This window comes from Bradyrhizobium sp. 62B (genome assembly GCF_030272265.2).
Classification (GTDB): Bacteria; Pseudomonadota; Alphaproteobacteria; order Rhizobiales; family Xanthobacteraceae; genus Bradyrhizobium.
In genome coordinates this window covers 6,104,760-6,124,723 of sequence record NZ_CP092841.2, presented here as the reverse complement: position 1 = coordinate 6,124,723, position 19,964 = coordinate 6,104,760, and the positions used below count along the sequence as shown (strand labels likewise).

The window sequence follows — 19,964 nt, the reverse complement described above, 5'->3', positions numbered from 1 at the left end:
CCGCCATGGAAGAGGTCAAGCATGAGCTCGTGATCGTCCGCCGGCGCAGCGCGTTCGCCGAGGAGGCGCATCATGGCGGCGTCTGGAAGATCGCCTACGCGGACTTCATGACCGCGATGATGGCCTTCTTCCTGGTCATGTGGCTGCTCAACGCGCTCAACCAGGACCAGAAGCAGGTGGTCGCGAGCTATTTCAACCCGATCCAGCTCGCGGAAAATGCCCCCGCGCCGAAGGGCCTGAAGAATCTCACCAAGAAGGAGCCGACGTCGTTCGAAGGCCAGGACGGCAAGCGTCAGCCGGCCGGCTCGAACGAAGAACGTCGCGGTGACTCGCCGACGATCGAGGAGCCGGCCTCCTTTGAAGAGAAGGTGCTGTTCCGTGATCCCTATGCGACGCTCGCGGAGATCGCGAACAGCGCGAACCAGTCCTCGGGACAGCGGCGCGTCGGTGCGCTGACGTCCGCCGAAGAGGAAGGCCTCAAGGGCGGCGACGCCTACCGTGACCCTTTTGACCCCGGTTATTGGAAGCTGGCGCCGCAAGCGTCCAAGGACGCCGATCGCATGATAGAGAGCGAGCCCAGGCCGAATGCGGCGCGCGACGCCGTGCCCGCGACCAATCAGGGCGAGCAGGCACGTCGTGCCAAGACCGACGATGCCGGCGGAAGCGTTGCACCGAGCGCGGATGCGCCGTCCGCAAACCTGTCGCCCCTGCTGCCGCCGGGGCCCGCGCCGGCGCAATCGCCCCGCGAAGGCAGCGCCCAAACCACCGTTCAACCCAACGCCACTGCACAGGCGCGCCAGAGCGATGCGGCGAAGGAGAGCGAACCGCGCGATGCGGCCCAGACTCAGCAGCCGACCATCAAGCAGTTGCAGTCCGCGATCGCGGACGCGCTGTCGGACGTCAAGGCGGGCGCAGGACCGGCGGCCGAGGTGCGTCAGGTCGAGGAGGGTCTCCTGATCAGCCTGACCGACGATGCAAGCTTCGGCATGTTCGCGGTCGGCTCGGCCGAGCCGCGGCCCGAGCTGATCCGCGTGATCGACAAGATCGGGCCGCTGCTGACGAAACGCCAGGGCGTGATCATCGTCCGCGGCCATACCGACAATCGGCCGTATCGTTCGGACACTTACGACAATTGGCGGCTGTCGACTGCGCGCGCCCAGATGGCCTATTACATGCTGGTTCGCTCCGGCGTCGACGCGCAGCGGATCGAGCATGTCGAAGGCTACGCCGATCGGCGGCCGAAGCTTCCGAACGATCCGGCGGCCGCGCAGAACCGCCGGATCGAGATCCTGCTCCGAGAGAAGCGCCCTTGATCAGGCCGTTGCTCTGCGCCGCTCTGCTGCTCCTGCCGTTCACGGCGGCGAACGTGCTGGCCCAGTCCGCGCGCCAGCCGGGCGAGCCCTATGAACTCGTCCGCGCATTGCAGGCGGTGCAGGACGGCATCGCCAACGGCGACACAGCCGCGCATGGCAGCCACATCGCGCTGATCCGGCAGGTCGGTGAGAAATTTCTCGCCGCCGATCCTGCCGTGTGGAGCAATCCGCAGAACAGCCAGGCTGTCGTCATCTACCTGCTCAGCGGCGGCGCGCCGCAAATCGTCCGCAAGCTGCCGCGCGACAAGATGAGCGTGGACGAGCGGCTGTTCAACGGCGCGCTCGCCTATGTCGAGGGGCGTCAGGAGGAAGCGCGGGAGCTGCTCAAGGACGTCAAGCCGCGGACGCTGTCTTCGGGCCTCGGCGGACAGGTCGCGCTGGTGCAGGGCGCGTTGTTCGCGCGTTCCGAAGCATCGCTCGCGATCGAGCGGCTGGACGATGCGCGACTGCTGCTGCCCGGAACGCTGGTGGAGGAGGCGGCGCTGCGGCGCGAGATCCTGCTGGTCGGGCAGGCGGAGGACTTCGACAAGTTCGAGTTCCTGACGCTGGCCTATCTGCGCCACTACCGCAACTCGATCTATGCCGGCGATTTCTGGCAGCGCTTCTCCAGTGGTCTGACGCAATCGAGCCTGGCGCTCGACGAGCGCCGCTTCGCGCGGATCGCCGCCATGCTGGAGCAGATCGATCGCGCGAGCCGCCTCAAGCTCTATCTCGTGATAGCGCGCGCCGCGATGGTGCGCGGGCAGCTCGGCGTGACGCGGCTTGCCGGCGAGCGGGCGCTGGCGCTCAGCGCCGACGCGTCCGCGGAGCGCGAGCGGGCGCATTTCTTCCGCGGCGCCGCGCGGGCGCTCACCGACGAATATGACGGCGGTCTCGCCGAGCTGAAGGCACTCGACCGGTCGAAGCTGCCCGAGCGCGACGTCCCGCTTCTGAATGCCACGCTGCAGCTTGCGCTCGACATGCGCAAGCCGTTCCCCAGCGGATCCGCCACTGCCGCCGACAAGCCTCCGGCAACGCCGGCGCGTCTCGATCTGGCGTCATCGACCGTGATGCTTGCGCGCGCGAAGAAGCAGCTGGGCGAAATCGAACTCCTCACCAGGGACCGCCGTCCATGACCAAGCTCAATGGAACATCCGGACAGCTCTTTTCGGGCCTCGCCGAGAGCCTCAACATCCGGGGGCCGTCACGCGAGGGAAAGAGCGCGGGGGCCAAGTCCCAGGCAGGTTCCTCGTTCAACGATCTGCTCCATACCGTCTCGAACCTTGCCAAGCAGGCACTGAAAGACGACGGCAGCGATACGACCGCGAAGGCCGCAACGCTGCGCCCGCATCTGGCGCATCCGACCTCGAAGGAAAAGAAGGACGCCTCGGTGCACGAGCTCACGGTGGCGTCGGAGCGACCAGAGCCCACGGAGGATGCTTCCGACGAGAAGGTCGACAGGCTAGCGGAGAAACACCGTCCGATCGATCATGCCGCCAAGGCGGATGTTCTGGACCCATCGGGCACTGCCGTGGTGGTCGGGCAGGAGATCGCTGCCGCGCCTGCCGTGAAGCCGCAGATGCAATCGCAGGCCGCCGAGAAGGACGCGCCGGCGCGCGAGGAGCGGTCCTCCACGACGAAGCGTGAGGTTCAGGGCGCGACGAAGGCGGCGGCAGCCGATACCGCCCCATCCAATGTCGCTCCGGCCGCCGCGCGCGCGCAGGCCGCGGCATCGCAAGCGGCGGCCGCGCCGCAATCCTTGCCTGCACAGGCCAGTGAGCCGTCAGGCGCGATGCCCGCGACGCCGGGCTTCGAGGCGGTCTCGGCCAATGTCGAGCGCGCCGCCAAGGCCGCGGGGCGTGATGCATTGCCCGAGACGACCAAGGTCACCGTGGTTCAGCAGGAGACCCATCTGCCGCCCACGCAGTTCAATGCCCCGCAGCAGGTCGCCAATGCGGTCGTCACTGAGCTGAAGGACTCCGCCGGCCCGACGGTGCCCGCGGCGCTTGATCCCGCGGCGTCCCAGACCCATGCGCCGGATCAGCCGCTCAAGATCCTGACGATCAATCTCGAGCCGCCGGCGCTCGGCAACGTCACCATGCGCCTTCGCCTCGTCGGCACCGAAGTGTCCATCCATCTTGCGGCCGAGCGCAAGGACACCAGCCAGATGCTCGACCAGCAGCGCGACCAGATCCGCGATCTCATGCAGTCGGCGGGCTACGTCGCCGACGTCGCGCCGGTCCAGCACGGCTCGCTGGACGGATTCCAAAGCGGCTCCGGCCAGTCGCAGCCGCAGCTTCCCAGCCCGCAACAGCCCTCGTCGCAGTCGCAAGGCACGTTCGACGGCGGCGGCACGTCGTCGGGGCAGTCCGACGGCGGCGCGAGACAGGCCCGGCAGGAGCGCCAGTCCAATCAGGAGACGCGTCATGACCAGGAATTGGGCCAGCCGAATCGTCGCGGCCCTGTTTATCTGTGACGTCGGTGCTGCGGCGGCGGCGACCGACAACGCGCGCCCCTGCGAGCGCGAGATGGCGCGTGCGGCCCAGCAGCACGGGATTCCGCTCGGCATTCTCTATGCGGTCGGCCTCACCGAGACCGGACGGCGCGGCGCGCTCCATCCCTACGCGCTCGGCGCCGACGGCCAGACGGTGTTCGCCAAGGACATGAACGATGCGATGGCGAATTTCGAGGCGATGCGGGGCAAGGGGATCAAGTTGATCGACCTCGGCTGCATGCAGATCAACCACTATTATCACGGCGACAAGTTCGCTTCGGTGCGTGCGATGTTCGATCCCGCCAGGAACGTCGATTATGCCGCCCGTTTCCTCAAGGAGCTGAAGCAGCGCGAGGGCAGCTGGACCATGGCGGTCGCGCGTTACAATGCCGGCCCCAACAATCAGCCGGCGCAGAAGCGCTACGTCTGTCACATCGTCGCTCATCTCGTCTCGAGCGGCTTCGGCGCCTGGACCGACAAGGCGCGCTCGTTCTGTCAGCCGAAAGCAACCTGATGTGAGGGCCTGAAGCAACAGGCGTCGGCACGACGACAAGTTGTGCATCGTTCCCAATCATCAGCCCCGCGCAAGCAAGAACCCGCATTGTAGCTGCAACCTACCAAAGGAGCCCCCTTCATGAGCCTGTATGGTGTTATGCGCACCGGCGTTTCCGGAATGAACGCGCAGTCCAACAAGCTGTCGACGGTCTCGGACAACATCGCCAACGTCAACACGACCGGCTACAAGCGAGCTTCCACCGAATTCTCCTCGCTGATCCTGAAGAGCGGCTCCGGCAATTACGATTCGGGTGCGGTCGAGACCTCGGTCCGCTATGCCATCTCCGACGCCGGCAACTACCACTTCACGACCTCGACGACGGATCTCGCGGTCCAGGGCAACGGCTTCTTCGTCGTGCAGGATGCGAACGGAAACAACTTCCTCACCCGCGCCGGCGCGTTCGTGCCCGACAACACCGGCAACCTCGTCAACACCGCCGGCTTCCAGCTGATGGGCTACAACATCGCGAACGGTGCCGTCCCTAACGTCGCCGCCAACGGCTTCGGCGGTCTCCAGGTCATCAACGTCAACCAGATGGCGCTGCAGGCTGCGCCGTCGACCAAGGCGACCGTGGCCGCCAATCTCGATCCGAGCGCAACCGCGATCGCAGCGCCGGCAGGGCCCGCCAATTACACGTCGAAGACGTCGATGGTGACCTACGACAACATCGGCAACGCCGTGACGCTCGACGTCTACGCCGCCAAGACCGGCGCCAACACCTGGGACATCCAGGTCTACAACGGCGCGACGGCACTGACCACAGCCGGCCCCGCGACCACGTTCACCTTCGACGTCACCGCTACCGGTAAAGGCAAGCTGGCCGCGGCGAGCCCGACGGCGCTCTCGGTCGCCATCCCCGGCGGTTCCGCGGCCTTCAATATCGACCTGTCGGCGATGACCCAGGTCGCCGCCGCCTTCGACTTCAAGGCGACGGTCGACGGCAACGCCCCGTCCTCGGTCGAGAAGGTCAACATCGACGACAAGGGCATCGTCACCGCCGTGCTCAAGAACGGCACCACGCTGCCGAGCTTCCAGATCGCGCTCGCCACCGTGCCGAGCCCGGATCATCTGACGCCCGAGGTCGGCAACGTCTATTCGCCGAACCTGGAGTCCGGAAACGTGCAGGTCGGCCTCGCCGGCCAGGGCGGTCTCGGCACCGTCAAGTCCGGTGCGCTGGAAGATTCAAACGTCGATCTAGCGGACGAGTTGACCTCGATGATCGAGGCCCAGCGCGGCTTCACCGCGAACTCGAAATCGTTCCAGACCGGCGCCGACCTGCTGGACGTCGTCGTCAACCTGAAGCGCTGAACTCTTCAGCGCTCGTTTCGGGCAAGGGCACGTCATGTCCATTACCGCCGCTCTCAACTCCGCCCGCTCCTCGCTCATGGCGTCGGGCATCCAGTCGGCGACGATCTCGCGCAACATCGCCGGGGCCAGCGCCCCCGGCTATTCGCGCAAGCTCACCATGCTGGACAATCTGCCCGGCACCGGTGTCTATGTCGCGGCGATCCAGCGCGCGGCGTCTTCGGGCCTCTATTCCAACGTCCTTACCGCGACGTCATCGTCCGCCAAGCAGAGCGTGATCTATGACGGCCTGCAGAAGATCGCGGCCGCGACGGTGGACGATCCCGAGCTCGAACAGTCGCCGACCGCCCAGCTCAACAAGCTGAAACAGGCGCTGCAGCAATACGCCAACTCGACCGACAATGCGACCCTGGCGCAGTCCGCCGTGACCTCGGCCAAGGACATGGTGACCGCGCTCAACCAGGCCACCAAGACGGTGCAGTCGGTTCGCGAGGGGGCGGACGTCGACATGGCGACGTCCGTCGCCAACATCAACCAGCTGCTGACCCAGTTCCAGACGGTCAACACCGCGATCGTGAAGGGCACGATCACCGGCGACGACGTCACCGACTATCTCGACCAGCGCGACAGCATCGTCTCGAAGCTGTCGCAGGAGGTCGGCGTCACCATGTCGCTCCGTCCCAATGGCGACGCGGCGCTCTACACCGACAGTGGCGTCGTGCTGTTCGACAAGTCGGCGCGCACCGTGAGCTTTGCGCCGACCAACGCCTACACAGCCGGCACCACCGGCAACGCCGTCTTCATCGACGGTGTGCCCGTGACCGGTGCCAATTCCGTCATGCCGCTCAAGTCCGGCAAGCTCGCCGGCCTGGCCCAGCTGCGCGACCAGGACACGGTCACGTACCAGAGCCAGCTCGACGAAATCGCGCGCGGCCTGATCGACACCTTCAAGGAAAGCGATCAGTCGGCCGTTCCGACGCTGGCGGACAGGCCCGGCCTCTTCACCTATCCCGGCGCGCCCGCGATGCCTGCGAGCGCCACGATCTCGGTCGGCCTCGCCGGCTTGATCTCGGTCGCTGCGTCGGTCGACCCGGCCGCGGGCGGCAATCCCAACCTTCTGCGCGACGGCGCGATCAGCGGCAATCCTGCCTTCAACTACAACACGACCGGCAACGCCGGCTTCTCGACCCGCCTGCATCAGCTCATCGACAATATGAACGCGTCGCAGCCGTTCGACGTCACGGCCCAGGGCAAGCCGAGCGGCAGCGTGATCGAGTTCGCCTCGTCCTCGGCGAGCTGGATCGAAAGCCATCGCAAGACCGCTGACGACAACGTCAAGTACCAGAACACGCTGCTCGACCGCAGCACCGCGGCGCTGTCCAACGTCGCCGGTGTCAACATGGACGACGAGATGTCGTTGATGCTCCAGGTCGAGCGCACCTATTCGGCGTCGTCGAAGATCATTTCGACCGTCGACGAGATGTTGCAGAGCCTGCTGGCCGCCGTGGGGAACTAAGTCATGATGAGCGCGAACTACATCTCGACCCTGATGCTGTCATCGTCGTTGAGGTCGTCGATCACGAACAACCAGAGCGCGCTGACCAAGGCCTCGAAGGAAGCGACTACCGGCCGTTTCGCCGATGTCGGCCTCGAGCTCGGCACGGGAACGGGCCGCGACGTGGCGCTGCGGGCCGATTTCAACTTCGCCGATCAGCTGGTCGACACCAACGAGCTGGTGACGGGGCGGCTCGATGTGACCCAGAACCGGATCACGCAGCTCGGCAAGACCGCGTCGGACTTCCTCAAGAATTTGATCGCGGCCCGCGACGCCGACAGCGGTGCGAAGATCATCCTGCCGAGCGCGTCCGCGAACCTTCAGGACCTCATTGGCGCGCTCAACGTCTCCTACAACGGGTCGTACCTGTTCGGCGGCATCAACACGCAGACCGTGCCGGTCACGAGCTACACGGCCGGCTCGGCCAGCAAGAACCAGGTCGACGCGGACTTCCTGGCGACGTTCGGCTTCTCGCAGTCCGCGCCGGGCGTGAGCACGATCACGCCGGCGCAGATGCAGAATTTCCTCGACAACGTCCTCGATCCCGAGTTTGCAAGCCCGGCCTGGAACACCAATTGGTCGGCGGCCACGGACCAGACGCTGTCGAGCCGCATCTCCACGACCGAGGTCGTCGACAGCTCGGTCAGCGCAAACCAGCCCGGCTTCCGCAAGCTGGCCGAGGCCTACACCATGCTCACCGACCTCGGCAACACCAGCCTGAGCAAGGACACCTTCCAGGTCGTCGTCGACAAGGCCATCAGTCTCGTCAGCGGCGCGATCAATGATCTCGCCGTGCTCGGCGGCACCGTCGGCTCGATCCAGCAGCGGGTCACCGGTGCATCCGAGAAGCTGAAGATCCAGAAGGACATCCTCAACAACCAGATCGTCCAGATGGAGGCTGTCGACCCGACCGAGGCCTCGGTCCGGGTCAATACCCTGCAGACCCAGATCAAGACGGCGCTCGCGCTGACCTCGCAGCTCCAGCAGATCAGCCTCATCAACTATCTCTGAGTTGGGCTCGCGACCTTTGTCCTGTTTTTCGATCTCCTGCGCAGAGTGGTTCTGATGACGTTTGAAGCCTATGAAGCGGTCGTCGACGAGAGTGGCTTTGAAGCACGCGGCCGCGAACGGCAGGCGCTCAGCCTCGGCATCGACCGGCTCGAACGACTCCAGAGGGGGCGCTTCAGCCTCGAGGACCTGGTCGAGAGCCTGCTCTACGTCCGGCGCTTGTGGACGATCTTCATCGAGGACCTCTCGCACCCGGAAAACGGGCTGCCGGACAAGCTGCGCGCCGACATCATCTCGATCGGCCTTTGGGTGGTCAAGGAAGCCGATCGCCTTCGCGAGGAGCGATCGAACGACGTGATGCAGCTCATCGAAATCAACCGCCTGATCCGAGACGCCCTTTGATGAAAGTCTCCTTGCGGGCGGGCGAACGCATCTACATCAACGGCGCGGTGCTGCGCGTGGACCGCAAGGTCTCCGTCGAGCTCGTCAACGACGTGATGTTCCTGCTGGAAGGGCAGGTCATGCAGGCCTCCGACGCCACCACGGCGTTGCGGCAGCTCTATTTCATCGTCCAGCTCATGCTGATGAACCCGACCGACATCCGTGATGCCGCGGCGCTCTATGCGCAGCATCATGCGGCCCTGCGTGCCGTGTGCGAGAGCCGCGAGATGCTGGAGGGGCTTGGTGCGGTCGACGAGCTGGTCGAGGCGACCCGTTACTTCGAAGCGCTCAAGCGGATTCGGGCCCTGTTCCCGGTCGAGCAGGCCATCCTGGCCGGCGCCGTACCCATTTCCCCCGTCGAAGCTGCCTGACAGCGGAGAGACACATGAACGTCACAGGCGTGACCGACACGACCGGCAAGTCCAATGCGACCGACCAGACCACGACGACGTCCAGCAATAGCGTCGACTACAATACGTTTCTTCAGCTCCTCATCGCCGAGATGAAGAACCAGGATCCGACCAATCCGATGGATACCTCGCAATATATGAGCCAGTTCGCTCAGCTCTCGACGGTCGAGCAGGCGATGCAGACCAATTCGAAGCTGGACGCGCTGCTGTCGTCGCAGTCGTTGTCGCAGGCCAACGGCCTGATCGGGAAGACCGTCAGCTTCACGGACTCGACCGGCGCCAGCTTCAGCGGCAAGGTCGTTTCGGTCGCCATCAACAGTGACGGCTCCATCGCGACCCTCCAGGACGGCACCAAGGTCGCGGTCGGGCCCGGCCTCACGATCAGCCAGTCATGAACGAACGCGACGCTCTCGACATCGTCCAGGCGGCGATCTGGACCATCATCGTCGCCTCCGGGCCAGCGGTCGGCGCCGCGATGCTGGTCGGCACCGTGATCGCGCTGATCCAGGCCCTGACCCAGATCCAGGAGGTGACGCTGACCTTCGTTCCGAAGATCATCGTCATCCTGCTGGTCGTCGCCGTCTCCGGCTCCTTCATCGGCGCGCATCTCTCGACCTTCACCGAGATGGTCTATTCGCGGATCGAGCACGGCTTCTGATCCGCGAGGCGTCTGCCACCACCCTCGCGTAAGCTTTGCACGGCAGATTGCGAACCGGACTCCTCTGCCGGTGACCCATGGCCGATACGTTAGCTGCTAGCCTGCCGACCCCACGAAGATTGGGGGCCGACGCCTTTTTTGCCGGCGGCATCGTGGCCATGCTCACGATTCTGTTCCTGCCGATCCCGCCGATCCTGATCGACCTTGGCCTGGCGTTCTCGATCGCGCTGTCGGCACTGATCCTGATGGTCGCGCTGTGGATCCAGCGACCGCTCGATTTCTCCGCCTTCCCGACCGTGCTGCTGATCGCGACGATCCTGCGCCTCGCGTTGAACGTCGCGACCACCCGCCTGATCCTGTCGCGCGGCGGCGAGGGCGAGCAAGCCGCCGGCCACGTCGTCGCCGGCTTCTCCAAGTTCGTGATGGGCGGCGATTTCGTCATCGGCCTGATCATCTTCGCCATCCTGGTCACGGTGAACTTCGTCGTGATCACCAAGGGCGCGACGCGTATCGCCGAAGTCGGCGCGCGTTTCACCCTCGATGCCATCCCCGGCAAGCAGATGGCGATCGACGCCGATCTGTCGGCGGGCCTGATCGACGACAAGGAAGCCCAGCGCCGGCGCCGCGAGCTCGAGGAGGAAAGCGCGTTCTTCGGTGCCATGGACGGCGCCTCGAAATTCGTCCGCGGCGACGCCATCGCCGGTCTGATCATCACGGCGATCAACATTTTCGGCGGCATCATCATCGGCGTCACCCATCACGGGCTGACCCTGTCGCGTGCCGCCGACGTCTATACCAAACTCTCCGTCGGCGACGGTCTGGTGTCGCAGATGCCGGCACTGATCGTGTCGCTGTCCGCGGGCCTGCTGGTCTCCAAGGGCGGCACCAGGGGGTCGGCGGAGCAGGCCGTGCTGCGGCAGCTCAGCGGCTACCCGCGCGCGGTATCGGCTGCCGCGCTGATGATGTTCGTGCTCGCGTTGATGCCGGGGCTGCCGTTGGCGCCTTTCGTTGCGCTGGGCGGCGTCATGGCCTTCGTCGGCTACTCGCTGCCGAGGCGGCAGGCGGCGCAGGAGCGCAAGGAGGCGGCCCTCAAGGCCGACGAGCGCGCCCAGGCCGAGGCCAAGGAATCCGTCAAGGAACAGCTCAAGACCGCCGAAATCGAGCTGGCGCTCGGCGGCCACCTTTCGGTTCATCTCCTGGGCTCGCGCACCGAGCTTGCGCATCGTGTGGCCAAGATCCGCAAGAAGTTCGCCAAGCAGTACGGCTTCGTCATTCCCGAGATCAAGCTCACCGACAATCTCTCGATCGATCCCAAGAGCTACCAGATCCGGATCCACGACACGCGCGTCGCCCATGGCGAGCTCAGGCTCGGCGAGGTGCTCGTGCTGGTCGACAAGGACGGCAAGCCCGACGTGCCAGGCGAGGAGGTGATCGAGCCCGCTTTCGGCATGAAGGCACTCTGGGTCACGGAAGCCTTCACCGACGAGGTCAAGCGGCAAGGCTGCAAGCCGGTCGACAACCTGTCGGTGCTGCTCACGCATTTGAGCGAAGTGCTCAGGGCGAACCTCGCCCAGCTCCTGTCCTACAAGGACATGCGCGCGCTGCTCGACCGGCTCGATCCCGAGTACAAGCGCCTGGTCGAGGATCTCTGCCCCTCGCAAATCTCCTATTCGGGCCTGCTGGCGATCCTGAAGATCCTGCTGGCCGAGCGGGTCTCCATTCGCAACCTCCACCTCATCCTGGAGGCGATCGCCGAGATCGCGCCCCATGTGCGGCGCTCCGAGCAGGTCGCCGAGCATGTGCGCACGCGGCTGGCCCAGCAGATCTGCGGCGACCTCTCCGACAATGGCGTGCTCAACGTCGTCCGTCTCGGCAACCGCTGGGATCTCGCGTTCCACCAGAGCCTGAAGCGCGACGCCAAGGGCGACGTCATCGAGTTCGACGCCGATCCGCGCCTGATCGAGCAATTCGCGACCGAAGCCAGCGCCGCGATCCGCAAGTTCACCGAGAACGGTACCAGCGTGGTGCTGGCAGTGACGCCCGAAGCGCGCCCCTATGTCCGGATGATCCTGGAACGGGTGTTCCCGACGTTGCCGATCCTGTCGCATGTCGAGGTCGCGCGCAGCGCGGAGATCAGGGCACTCGGAGCCATCTCGTGATCTCAGGCCTGGCCGACAGCGTGCTGGTGACGTTCATCGTATTCTGCCGCATCGGCGCCTGCCTGATGCTGGTGCCCGGCTATTCCAGCGTCAACGTTCCGGCCCAGGTTCGCCTGTTCGTCGCGCTGGTCACGACGTTCGCGCTGGCGCCGATCCTGATCGCGGTCCTGAAGCCCCTCACGGACAACGCGGCGCCGCTGACGCTGGCGCTCCTGATCAGTTCGGAGCTCCTGGTCGGCAGCGTCATCGGGCTCGGCGGGCGGGTATTCTTCCTCGCGCTGCAGACCATGGCGACCGTGATGGCGAGCGCGATCGGCCTCAGCAACATCCCGGGCACGCCGGTTGCCGACAGCGATCCGGCGCCGGCGCTGGTGCCGCTGATCATGGTGTCCGTCACCACGCTGTTCTTCATGACAGACCAGCATTGGCAGGTCCTGCGCGGGCTGATGAACTCCTACGATGTCTGGCATCCCGGCGACCGGCTCGGCGGCGGCATGCCGCTCGACCAGCTGGTCGGACGCTTGTCCGAAGCGTTCGTGCTGACGCTGCGGATCACCAGCCCCTTCATCGTCTATTCGGTGATCGTCAACCTGGCGGTCGGCCTGATCAACAAGCTGACGCCGGCCATTCCGGTCTATTTCATCTCCGTGCCCTTCGTGCTGTTCGGCGGCTTCCTGCTGCTCTACCTCACCAGTGACGAGCTGCTGACGCAATTCATGCTCGGCGTTTCGTCCTGGTTGGCGGAGTGAGCAGTGATGGCCTCGCGCGCGGATAAGCTCGGCCGGATGGTCTCGCTCGTGAAGCTGCAGCTCCGGCTGTCCGAATGGCAGCTTGCGCAGTTGCGACAGCAGGAGCGAGGCCTGCAGGACGAGCAGGAATGGCTGGTGGGCGCCTTGAACGACGGCAAGCCGCCGGCGGGCTCGTCGAGCGAATCGATCGCGCGGCGCCTGAACAGGACGAGCGTCGGTGCGCGCGCGGTTCAGGCGCAGGCCGCACAGCAGCTCGACCAGGTTCGCGCCGAGAACCGCCGCGTGAAGCAGCTCGAGGAAGTCGCGAAGGCGGCGCTGGCCGACAAGCTCCGCGACGCCGAGAAACGGGATCTCGAGGAGATGACGGGACTTAGCCCTGCCGTGCGCGCCTGGACGCCACGGCCAGCCAACCGGAACAAGACATGATCGTGACAGCGACACCCGACCTCGTCCTCGACGTCCTCGATGCCGCCGATCCCGTGACGCAGCGCGCCGCGACCGCGAAGCTTGATGCGCTGAAATCTTCCAGTGCCGATTTCGCCACAACGATGGACGCGGAGGCCGGCAAGGCCGCGGCGGTAGCCGCCGATCAACCCGCGGCGAAGGTGGCCGCGGCGCAGTCGGACGCGGTGAACGGCGCGCCGGTTCGGGTGATCAAGGCGCCGGCATCCGGCGAGGTCTACCGGAAGTTCGAAGCCTTCATCCTCCAGACCTTCGTCGAGACGATGCTGCCGAAGGAATCGGAGGAGGTCTTCGGCAAGGGCACGGCCGGCGGCGTCTGGAAGTCGATGCTGGCGGAGCAGCTCGGCAACCAGCTGGCAAAGGGTAAGGGCATCGGCATCGCCGAGCGGCTCGCTGCCGCGCATCCGCCGGCACCGGACAATGCGGGCAAGGCGGGATGATGATCCGCGAATGGGGACAGAAGTTGAGGGGTGAAATTTCCATGCAGGTACAAGACAGCGCGGCGGCCATGGTGATCGAGCAGCCGGTCGCGGACATCGAGATGGTCACGACGGAAGCCGCAGCAGGCGATGCGCTGCTGCCCGTGCTGCTGCCGGTCGTGAGCAGCGAGCCCGCGGTCGACGGCGCCGATGTTGCGAGATCGGACGAGGTGCGCGGCCTCTTGGCTGCGATCCGCCGTCTCGAGAGCATCGTCGAGGAAGAGACGGTCGCGCTCACCACGGGGCAGAAGATCGATTTCGACGATTTCAGCGCGCGCAAGAGCCGCAGCATGCTCGAATTCGTCCGCCTGATGCGGGCGCGGATGCATCTCGGCGGCGAAGTCGAGGTCACCGAGGAGATTCAGCGGCTACGCGAAAAACTCGAGCGCAATCGGTCGGTCCTCGAAATGCACTATGACGCGGTGCGCGAGGTCGCTGGCATCATCGTCAAGGCGATCAAGGAGGCCGAGTCGGACGGCACCTATACCGGTCGCGCAGCGCAGGACGGAAAATGATCAGACTGGTGCTGGCCGGGCTCTGGGTATGCATCCTCACAGCGGGCACGAGCTATGCCGTGGCCTATTGGAAGGAAAACGGCAGCCTTCTGCCGGCCAAGGACGAATATCTCGACGGGCTGCAATACCAGAAGACGCGGGCCCTGAGCGTGCCCATGGTCGAGAACGGCAATGTGCAGGGCTATATCGTCGCGCGCTTCGTCTACACCATGGAGGCGCGGACCATGCACCAGCTCAACGTCCCGCCGGAGCCGTTCGTCGTCGACGAGGCCTTCCGCAGGATCTATGCCGACGACCGTCTCGACTTCAGGAAGCTCGCCCGTTACGACCTCTCCATCCTGACGACGGCCATCAAGCAGCGCGTCAACGAGCGGATGCAGGCTGATATCGTCCAGGACGTCCTTGTCGAGGATTTCAATTACGTCTCCAGGGAAGAATTCCAGCAGAAGCCGTAGCGCGCGCCGACTTGAAGCCGGGTTGAGAGCATTTCCGTGCGGCCATCCTTCGAGACGCCCGCCGTTGGCGGGCCCTCAGGATGAGGGCCGGGTGCGTGGGGCGAGTTTCAACGAGCACTGCTGCTAGCCTCATCCTGGGGAGACCGCCAAGCGGTCGTCTTGAAGGACGAGGCGCGCTCGACTGCTTGCCGCCTCTACCCCCCAAACGTGCAACGGCCTCCGCGAAGCTGCTTCGCGGAGGCCGTTGTCGGTTCTACAGCAGGCTTCTGCCGGATCAGTTGCCGGCCGGATACGCGGCCGGGACGGCATGCGCGCGGTTCAGGAGGATGCCGACCTCGTCGTCGAGCTCCTGCATCGGCTCGTCCAGGGTTTCGCCGGCGGGGATGTCGAGGCGGTATCCGACGTAGCGCCGGGCCACGATCGCGTCGAAGCCGAGACGGTCGCGGAGCTTCTTGCGCAGCTTGCTGACGTGACTCTCGATCACGCTCTCGTCGAACGTGGACTCGAAGATGCCGTAGACCGCGTTGAAGATCTGCGTCTTGGTGATCCACTTGCCGTGGTTGCTGACCATATATTCGAGAATGCGCAGCTCGCGGCGGGGCAGGGTGAGGGCGTGGCCCGCGATCTCGGGGTCACGGCCGTTGAAGAAGACCTGGATCCTGGTCTCGCAGGGCCTTGGCAGTTCGCCCACCCGGCGGCGCGCGATCGCGGCCGTTCGAGCGAGGATTTCGCGGAGATGGACCGGCACGTGCACGACATCGTCGACGCCCGATTCGAACAACTCGAGCGTGTTCTTGAGCATCTTCTGGCCGCTCACGGCGATGATGGGAGCCGAGGAACGCTTGCGCATCGCCCGCGGCAGGCTCCCGCGGGCATCGCAATCCCCGAGGAGGAAGGCGTCGACCGCTGCGAGGTCCGATTCACTCGCGGATTGCAGCCAGTCCCAGAATTCCCCGGAGGAGAATCCGATCGACGATACGCCTTCGCGAACGAGCCCTCCGACGTAGCTGTTCGCGACGCTCTCGCGATCATCAACGATAATATACATCAGTCTTTCGCCCCTGTTTCGCACTTGTTGCGGCCGGCTGGTTGTTGTGATGCTCCGGCTCGGCAACGATGCTGTTTGACGACATTCCTTCCCGCGAACCGTTGTTATGGTTTCGATATTCGCGGGCAGCCCTACGCATTCAGTGCCTGCGTCTCGCAGGCCTGGTACTTCCACTCGATACTGAACGCTTACTGCGTGAGGCCCGGCGGGTGTCGTACGGATCACCTCGCGGGGCAGATTGAGAAACGACCTAGAACAGGTGCGCCAAGTTGCTCATCGCGTCCGAACACACCTGAAACTTGTGTCGATCTCCTCGCCACTGGCGAGAATCACTTGACTAGGACCGTAGCGATTGCCGATTTCCGATCAAGCGTGCGCCACAAAGTGTTTGCTACGTGTGCTTGATGCTGTTGGTTTGTTTCGGGTTGTTTCTTGGTGTGTTCAATCGCATCAGTTGCTTTGGAAACCAAACTAGTTCTGCACCACGGAGGGCCTATGGTTCCGCATCCCCGTACAACTACAGCTATTTTGAGTGATGCCGGCGCTCACGCATAGGAGGGGGTTTTCAACCCGCGATTGACGCGCTCGCGCGGTTTTCCACATGCGACAATTCGACTCACGCGCGGTGCCGCGACTCCAGCTTGGCGAAATCTTGGCGAGTGTGTGTCTTTCGAGTCGCACTCTCGCCACGCGAACGACGCGTTTAAGCCATGGCGCGTCGCCTCGCGCGTGTTGAGAATCTTTCGATGCGCACGTTTCGGACAAGCTTCGGCAAATAACGTCACCGTTCGACAGATCGAACCGCACGGAGCATTCTCACATGTTGTCCGATGGACAAGCTCGTCCCAACGCGACCGCTGATGTTTCCGCGACGGCAAAGCCGGCTCCCGCGCCGCGCGATATGAAGGATGATACGGCGCGAGCGACCAAGCCTGCTGCGGCTGCAAAGCGTGCGTCGGCCGCGGCGAGCGACGAAGCTCTCGCGAAGGAGGCGCTCGAAGGGCTCAAGCGTATTCGCGCCAAAGCGCGTCTCGACAAGATGGCAATCCCCAAGCCTGCGCCGACCGTGATCAAGCCGGCGGTGATCGTGGCCAAGCCGCCGCCGCCCCGTCCGACATGGGTTGCGCCGCTCGCGACATTGGCGGTCGCCGCCATACTCGTGGTCTGCGCCTGCACCGGCGTGATCGCCTATCTCACCACGCAGCCGGCGCAGAACAACGTTGCGGCCAATACGGAGATCAGGATCCTGCGCGAGACCGTCGCACAGCTGCGCAAGCAGGTGTCTGGCGTGTCGGAAAATCTCGACGGCCTGCGCACCGCGGTCGATCAATCGAGCAAGGCGACCAACGACCGGTTCGGCCGGTTCGCCGAGAATCTGGATCGCATCGAACGGGTGAGCTCGTCCTCGACGATCAAGCTCGACAGGCTGGCTCAGGCGCAGGTCCAGGCTCCGGCCCCCGCTCCGGCAACGGTGCAATCGCAGCCGCCGTCACAGCAAGGGCCGATGATGGCCGCGGTCGCAGCGCCGGAGTTCACGGGCTCGGTGTCGCCGCCCGAGCGCGCATCAGTGCTGCGGAAGGTGATTAAGGGCTGGTCGGTCCGCCAGGCCTATGAGGGCATCGCCATCCTGCAGAGTCCGAACGGCGTCATCGAAGCCGTGCTGGGCCAGCAGGTGCCCGGCCTCGGCCGCATCGAGGAGATCAGGAGCGAGAACGGGCGCCTCGTGGTGGAGACGAGCGGGGGCGTCGTCTATTCGTCACGCAAGGCGACGCCCTGATCGAACGCCGCCTTCTATTGGCGGTGATGCTCGAAGCTGGTGCATAGCAGGTCGACCTCCGCCTCCGCGATCGGCGAGCGAAACAGGCGGCAGCTGAATTCGGCCGGCGCCTTGCTGTCCGTGGTCATGCGCTCTTCCCGGAGGAAGATGCATCGCTTGCAAACGTCGGTGTGGTGCCGCTGCTCGGCCGCGTCCGACTGATCCAGCACGTGCCGGAACGTGTCGCGGAAGCGCATCTTGACCTCGTCGTCGAGCCCGGCAATCGCCTCGATGAGGACGTTGACAGGGTCGCGCACCAGGAACTTCTTGCCCTGCTGCGTCACGCTCAGCATCACCGAGCGCTTGTCGGTGGCCGAGCGCTTTCGCTCGATATAACCGAGCCGTTCGAGCTCTCCGATGATGAACGATGCGGTGCCACGCGTGGTGCCGACGTAACTCGCGAGTGCCGAAGGCGTCCGGGAGAAACGGTTGGCGCGGGAGAGGAATCGCAGCGCCATCCATTCGCGGTCGCGCAAGCCGTGCCTGGTGCCTTCAAACCACAGGATTCGTGCGGCCTGCTCCAGCAGTTCAATCGATTCACGAGCCAAATTCATTTCAATTCCAGGTCGGATAAAGCTTTATTCAATTGAGCCTTGATTCAATTGAGCCTTGGGGTGCGCAATCTGAACAGACGAGAATGAAGCCCCACCTGGGCCCTCCGTCCGTCGCCGGGCGGCGGACCGCGCATGGGGAAGAAGCGGTTGGAACTTCCGGACGTGGAACTAGGGCGTCACAAAGAAAGTTCGAGTAAATCGCACCGCTCGAGTCCTCTGAAAATTTCAATCAAATGACCGCGTCTTGCATGTGCTCCGGCGGTCATGCGCGATGCGTGAGCAACATGATGTGTCATTGCAGCCGTTGCGGCGTTTTTTGTTGCGGGTGGGCGCGTCGAATGCGCGAACATGCGCATCGCCCGCGGCGCCCGGCGGTGTGATCGGCCAGGAGAGAACCGACTTTTTCGGTTAATGGATGTTGCGACGCAGCGCAGCTAGACGGTTAAGTCCGGCATGCGAGCGATCCAGGCCATGTCAGCGCGTCGCTGGAGATCGAGCACGCCGCGCGGGCCAGCATCACACGTCAGGCAACATGCGCGAGCTCTGCGACCTCATCGCCTGCAGCGTCATCGCCATTCAGGGGCCGGCCTGAAAGGGCGCGTGCTCGCAGGCTGGTGACTTGCGTTTCGCCGGCAATTATTGGCGAATGCGTCGCCCCCGGGGGCATCAGCATTGCAGCAGAGGGATAGACCGATGAGCTTCGAAACCACCATGACATCCGACGTCGTCGGGCTGACGAAAGTCGCCCCGGTCTCGCGCCGCGGATTCATGAGCGCCACCGCGGCCGTGGCGGCCGGCTACACGCTGGCGGCCGGGCCCGTGCGCGCCGAGGTGGTCGCGACCGACACCAATGGCCTCCAGGCCGGCGATGCCAAGGTCAAGGTCGGCTCCGAAGAGATGCCCGTCTATTTCGCCCGCCCCGCCGGCAACACCAAGGCCCCGGTGATCATCGTGGCGATGGAGATCTTCGGGCTGCACGAATACATCAGGGACGTGACGCGGCGCCTCGCCAAGCTCGGCGCCTTCGCCATTGCGCCGGATTACTACTTCCGCAAGGGTACCGACCTCACCAAGGTCACCGACATCAAGGACCTCTTGCCGATCGTCAATGCCAAGCCCGACGCCGAACTGCTGTCGGACCTCGATGCAGTGGTGGCATGGGCGGGCTCGCAGGGCGGTGATGCCGCCAAGCTCGGCATCATCGGCTTCTGCCGCGGCGGCCGCACGGTCTGGGAATATGCCGCCCACAGCAGCAGCCTCAAGGCCGGCGTTGCCTTCTACGGGAGTTTGGTCGACCCCGCCAATCCGCTGTGGCCGAAGAGCCCGATGCAGCTTGCACCCGAGATGAAGGCCCCGGTGCTCGGCCTCTACGGCGGTGCCGACACCGGCATTCCCGTCGCGCAAGTCGAGCAGATGAAGGCGGCGCTGGCCGAGAACAAGAAGACGGCCGAATTCAAGGTCTACCCCGAAGCGCCGCACGGCTTCCATGCCGACTACCGCGGCAGCTACCGCAAGGACGCCGCGGACGACGCCTGGAAGCAGGCGGAAGCCTGGTTCAAGAAGTACGGCGTCCTGAGCTGACGCCGGGTATAAAGGGGCGGCCGGTCGGCCGCCCTTTCTCTTTCGATACGCTCCGATTTCACTTCGTCATCGCGCCATAGACGAGGTCCTGGACCTGCTCGCGATAATATTTGCGCAGCTCCCCTGGTGCAGCCGTTCCGACCACGACGATGAGACGCTCCTTGGGATCGCAGAAGAACTGCGTGCCGTAGGCGCCGTTCCAGGTGAACTCGCCGGGATTGCCGGGGACCGATGACAACCCCTCGCTGGTGCGGACCGCGACGGACAGGCCAAAGCCAAAGCCGGCGCGATGCGGCTCGACATTGGCCACGTTGTTCTATCACGTCCGCATCAAGGCGAAGTCAACCGCGCGCCGGACATGATTGGG

21 protein-coding genes and 1 pseudogene are annotated in these 19,964 nt (G+C 64.9%); 19 read left to right on the top strand and 3 right to left on the bottom strand.

Going from position 1 to position 19,964, the window contains the following annotated elements; translation table 11 throughout:
- The first annotated feature begins 5 nt into the window (after window positions 1-5).
- From ML401_RS29350 to ML401_RS29270, 17 genes are all read left to right on the top strand, one after another.
- The gene (locus ML401_RS29350) at window positions 6-1,313 is read left to right on the top strand and encodes a MotB family protein (RefSeq protein WP_285807767.1); all 1,308 of its coding nucleotides are present in this window, start codon (window positions 6-8) and stop codon (window positions 1,311-1,313) included.
- Window positions 1,310-2,488, top strand: coding sequence for a chemotaxis protein (locus ML401_RS29345; protein ID WP_285807766.1), 1,179 nt, complete (start codon window positions 1,310-1,312; stop codon window positions 2,486-2,488). Before ML401_RS29350 ends, ML401_RS29345 begins: the two co-directional genes overlap by 4 nt.
- Window positions 2,485-3,828 carry a flagellar hook-length control protein FliK gene (locus tag ML401_RS29340; RefSeq protein WP_285807765.1) on the top strand — a complete coding sequence of 448 codons (1,344 nt, stop codon included), beginning with the start codon at window positions 2,485-2,487 and terminating at the stop codon, window positions 3,826-3,828. The genes ML401_RS29345 and ML401_RS29340 overlap by 4 nt, the downstream gene beginning before the upstream one ends.
- Complete coding sequence (locus ML401_RS29335) at window positions 3,779-4,360, top strand: transglycosylase SLT domain-containing protein (protein WP_211416099.1); 582 nt, start codon at window positions 3,779-3,781, stop codon at window positions 4,358-4,360. Before ML401_RS29340 ends, ML401_RS29335 begins: the two co-directional genes overlap by 50 nt.
- Window positions 4,361-4,480: 120 nt before the next feature.
- On the top strand, window positions 4,481-5,710 hold the full coding sequence (locus tag ML401_RS29330; RefSeq protein ID WP_194404168.1) for a flagellar hook protein FlgE: 1,230 nt from the start codon (window positions 4,481-4,483) through the stop codon (window positions 5,708-5,710).
- A gap of 34 nt (window positions 5,711-5,744) precedes the next feature.
- Entirely contained in the window at window positions 5,745-7,223 is a 1,479-nt protein-coding gene (gene flgK / locus ML401_RS29325) for a flagellar hook-associated protein FlgK (RefSeq protein WP_194404167.1), read from the top strand.
- A 3-nt stretch (window positions 7,224-7,226) separates the two neighbouring features.
- Complete coding sequence (locus ML401_RS29320) at window positions 7,227-8,273, top strand: flagellar hook-associated family protein (protein ID WP_285807764.1); 1,047 nt, start codon at window positions 7,227-7,229, stop codon at window positions 8,271-8,273.
- Between the two features lie 54 nt (window positions 8,274-8,327).
- On the top strand, window positions 8,328-8,672 hold the full coding sequence (gene flaF / locus ML401_RS29315; RefSeq protein ID WP_259216699.1) for a flagellar biosynthesis regulator FlaF: 345 nt from the start codon (window positions 8,328-8,330) through the stop codon (window positions 8,670-8,672).
- Window positions 8,672-9,082, top strand: coding sequence for a flagellar biosynthesis repressor FlbT (flbT, locus tag ML401_RS29310; RefSeq protein ID WP_194404164.1), 411 nt, complete (start codon window positions 8,672-8,674; stop codon window positions 9,080-9,082). Before flaF ends, flbT begins: the two co-directional genes overlap by 1 nt.
- 14 nt (window positions 9,083-9,096) lie before the next feature.
- Window positions 9,097-9,516: a flagellar hook assembly protein FlgD gene (gene flgD / locus ML401_RS29305; protein WP_194404163.1), complete on the top strand. Its 420-nt coding sequence runs from the start codon at window positions 9,097-9,099 to the stop codon at window positions 9,514-9,516.
- Window positions 9,513-9,779, top strand: coding sequence for a flagellar biosynthesis protein FliQ (fliQ, locus tag ML401_RS29300; protein ID WP_027572776.1), 267 nt, complete (start codon window positions 9,513-9,515; stop codon window positions 9,777-9,779). The genes flgD and fliQ overlap by 4 nt, the downstream gene beginning before the upstream one ends.
- Before the next feature lie 77 nt (window positions 9,780-9,856).
- Window positions 9,857-11,938, top strand: coding sequence for a flagellar biosynthesis protein FlhA (gene flhA, locus ML401_RS29295; RefSeq protein WP_259216718.1), 2,082 nt, complete (start codon window positions 9,857-9,859; stop codon window positions 11,936-11,938).
- The gene (fliR, locus tag ML401_RS29290; RefSeq protein ID WP_194404161.1) at window positions 11,935-12,687 is read left to right on the top strand and encodes a flagellar biosynthesis protein FliR; all 753 of its coding nucleotides are present in this window, start codon (window positions 11,935-11,937) and stop codon (window positions 12,685-12,687) included. The genes flhA and fliR overlap by 4 nt, the downstream gene beginning before the upstream one ends.
- Before the next feature lie 6 nt (window positions 12,688-12,693).
- Window positions 12,694-13,113, top strand: a complete 420-nt coding sequence (locus tag ML401_RS29285; RefSeq protein ID WP_211416103.1) for a hypothetical protein — start codon at window positions 12,694-12,696, stop codon at window positions 13,111-13,113.
- Entirely contained in the window at window positions 13,110-13,589 is a 480-nt protein-coding gene (locus ML401_RS29280; RefSeq protein WP_285807761.1) for a rod-binding protein, read from the top strand. The genes ML401_RS29285 and ML401_RS29280 overlap by 4 nt, the downstream gene beginning before the upstream one ends.
- A 41-nt stretch (window positions 13,590-13,630) precedes the next feature.
- On the top strand, window positions 13,631-14,143 hold the full coding sequence (locus ML401_RS29275) for a flagellar biosynthesis protein FlgN (RefSeq protein WP_285807760.1): 513 nt from the start codon (window positions 13,631-13,633) through the stop codon (window positions 14,141-14,143).
- Window positions 14,140-14,598: a hypothetical protein gene (locus tag ML401_RS29270; protein WP_211416106.1), complete on the top strand. Its 459-nt coding sequence runs from the start codon at window positions 14,140-14,142 to the stop codon at window positions 14,596-14,598. Before ML401_RS29275 ends, ML401_RS29270 begins: the two co-directional genes overlap by 4 nt.
- Before the next feature lie 274 nt (window positions 14,599-14,872).
- On the opposite strand, the gene ML401_RS29265 is transcribed toward ML401_RS29270, so the two are convergent.
- Window positions 14,873-15,646, bottom strand: coding sequence for a winged-helix domain-containing protein (locus ML401_RS29265; protein WP_211416107.1), 774 nt, complete (start codon window positions 15,644-15,646; stop codon window positions 14,873-14,875).
- An 820-nt stretch (window positions 15,647-16,466) separates the two neighbouring features.
- Here ML401_RS29265 and ML401_RS29260 point away from each other — a divergent pair.
- Window positions 16,467-17,423 carry a hypothetical protein gene (locus ML401_RS29260; RefSeq protein ID WP_285807759.1) on the top strand — a complete coding sequence of 319 codons (957 nt, stop codon included), beginning with the start codon at window positions 16,467-16,469 and terminating at the stop codon, window positions 17,421-17,423.
- 14 nt (window positions 17,424-17,437) lie between these two features.
- Here ML401_RS29260 and ML401_RS29255 read toward each other — a convergent pair whose 3' ends face one another.
- Window positions 17,438-18,016, bottom strand: a complete 579-nt coding sequence (locus tag ML401_RS29255; RefSeq protein WP_194404154.1) for a MarR family winged helix-turn-helix transcriptional regulator — start codon at window positions 18,014-18,016, stop codon at window positions 17,438-17,440.
- Window positions 18,017-18,709: 693 nt separating this feature from the next.
- Here ML401_RS29255 and ML401_RS29250 point away from each other — a divergent pair.
- Entirely contained in the window at window positions 18,710-19,597 is an 888-nt protein-coding gene (locus tag ML401_RS29250) for a dienelactone hydrolase family protein (RefSeq protein ID WP_285807758.1), read from the top strand.
- Between the two features lie 58 nt (window positions 19,598-19,655).
- Here the strand turns inward: ML401_RS29250 and ML401_RS29245 are convergent.
- Window positions 19,656-19,913 (bottom strand): annotated as a pseudogene (locus tag ML401_RS29245) (penicillin-binding protein); the annotation flags it as partial.
- Window positions 19,914-19,964: the final 51 nt, after the last annotated feature.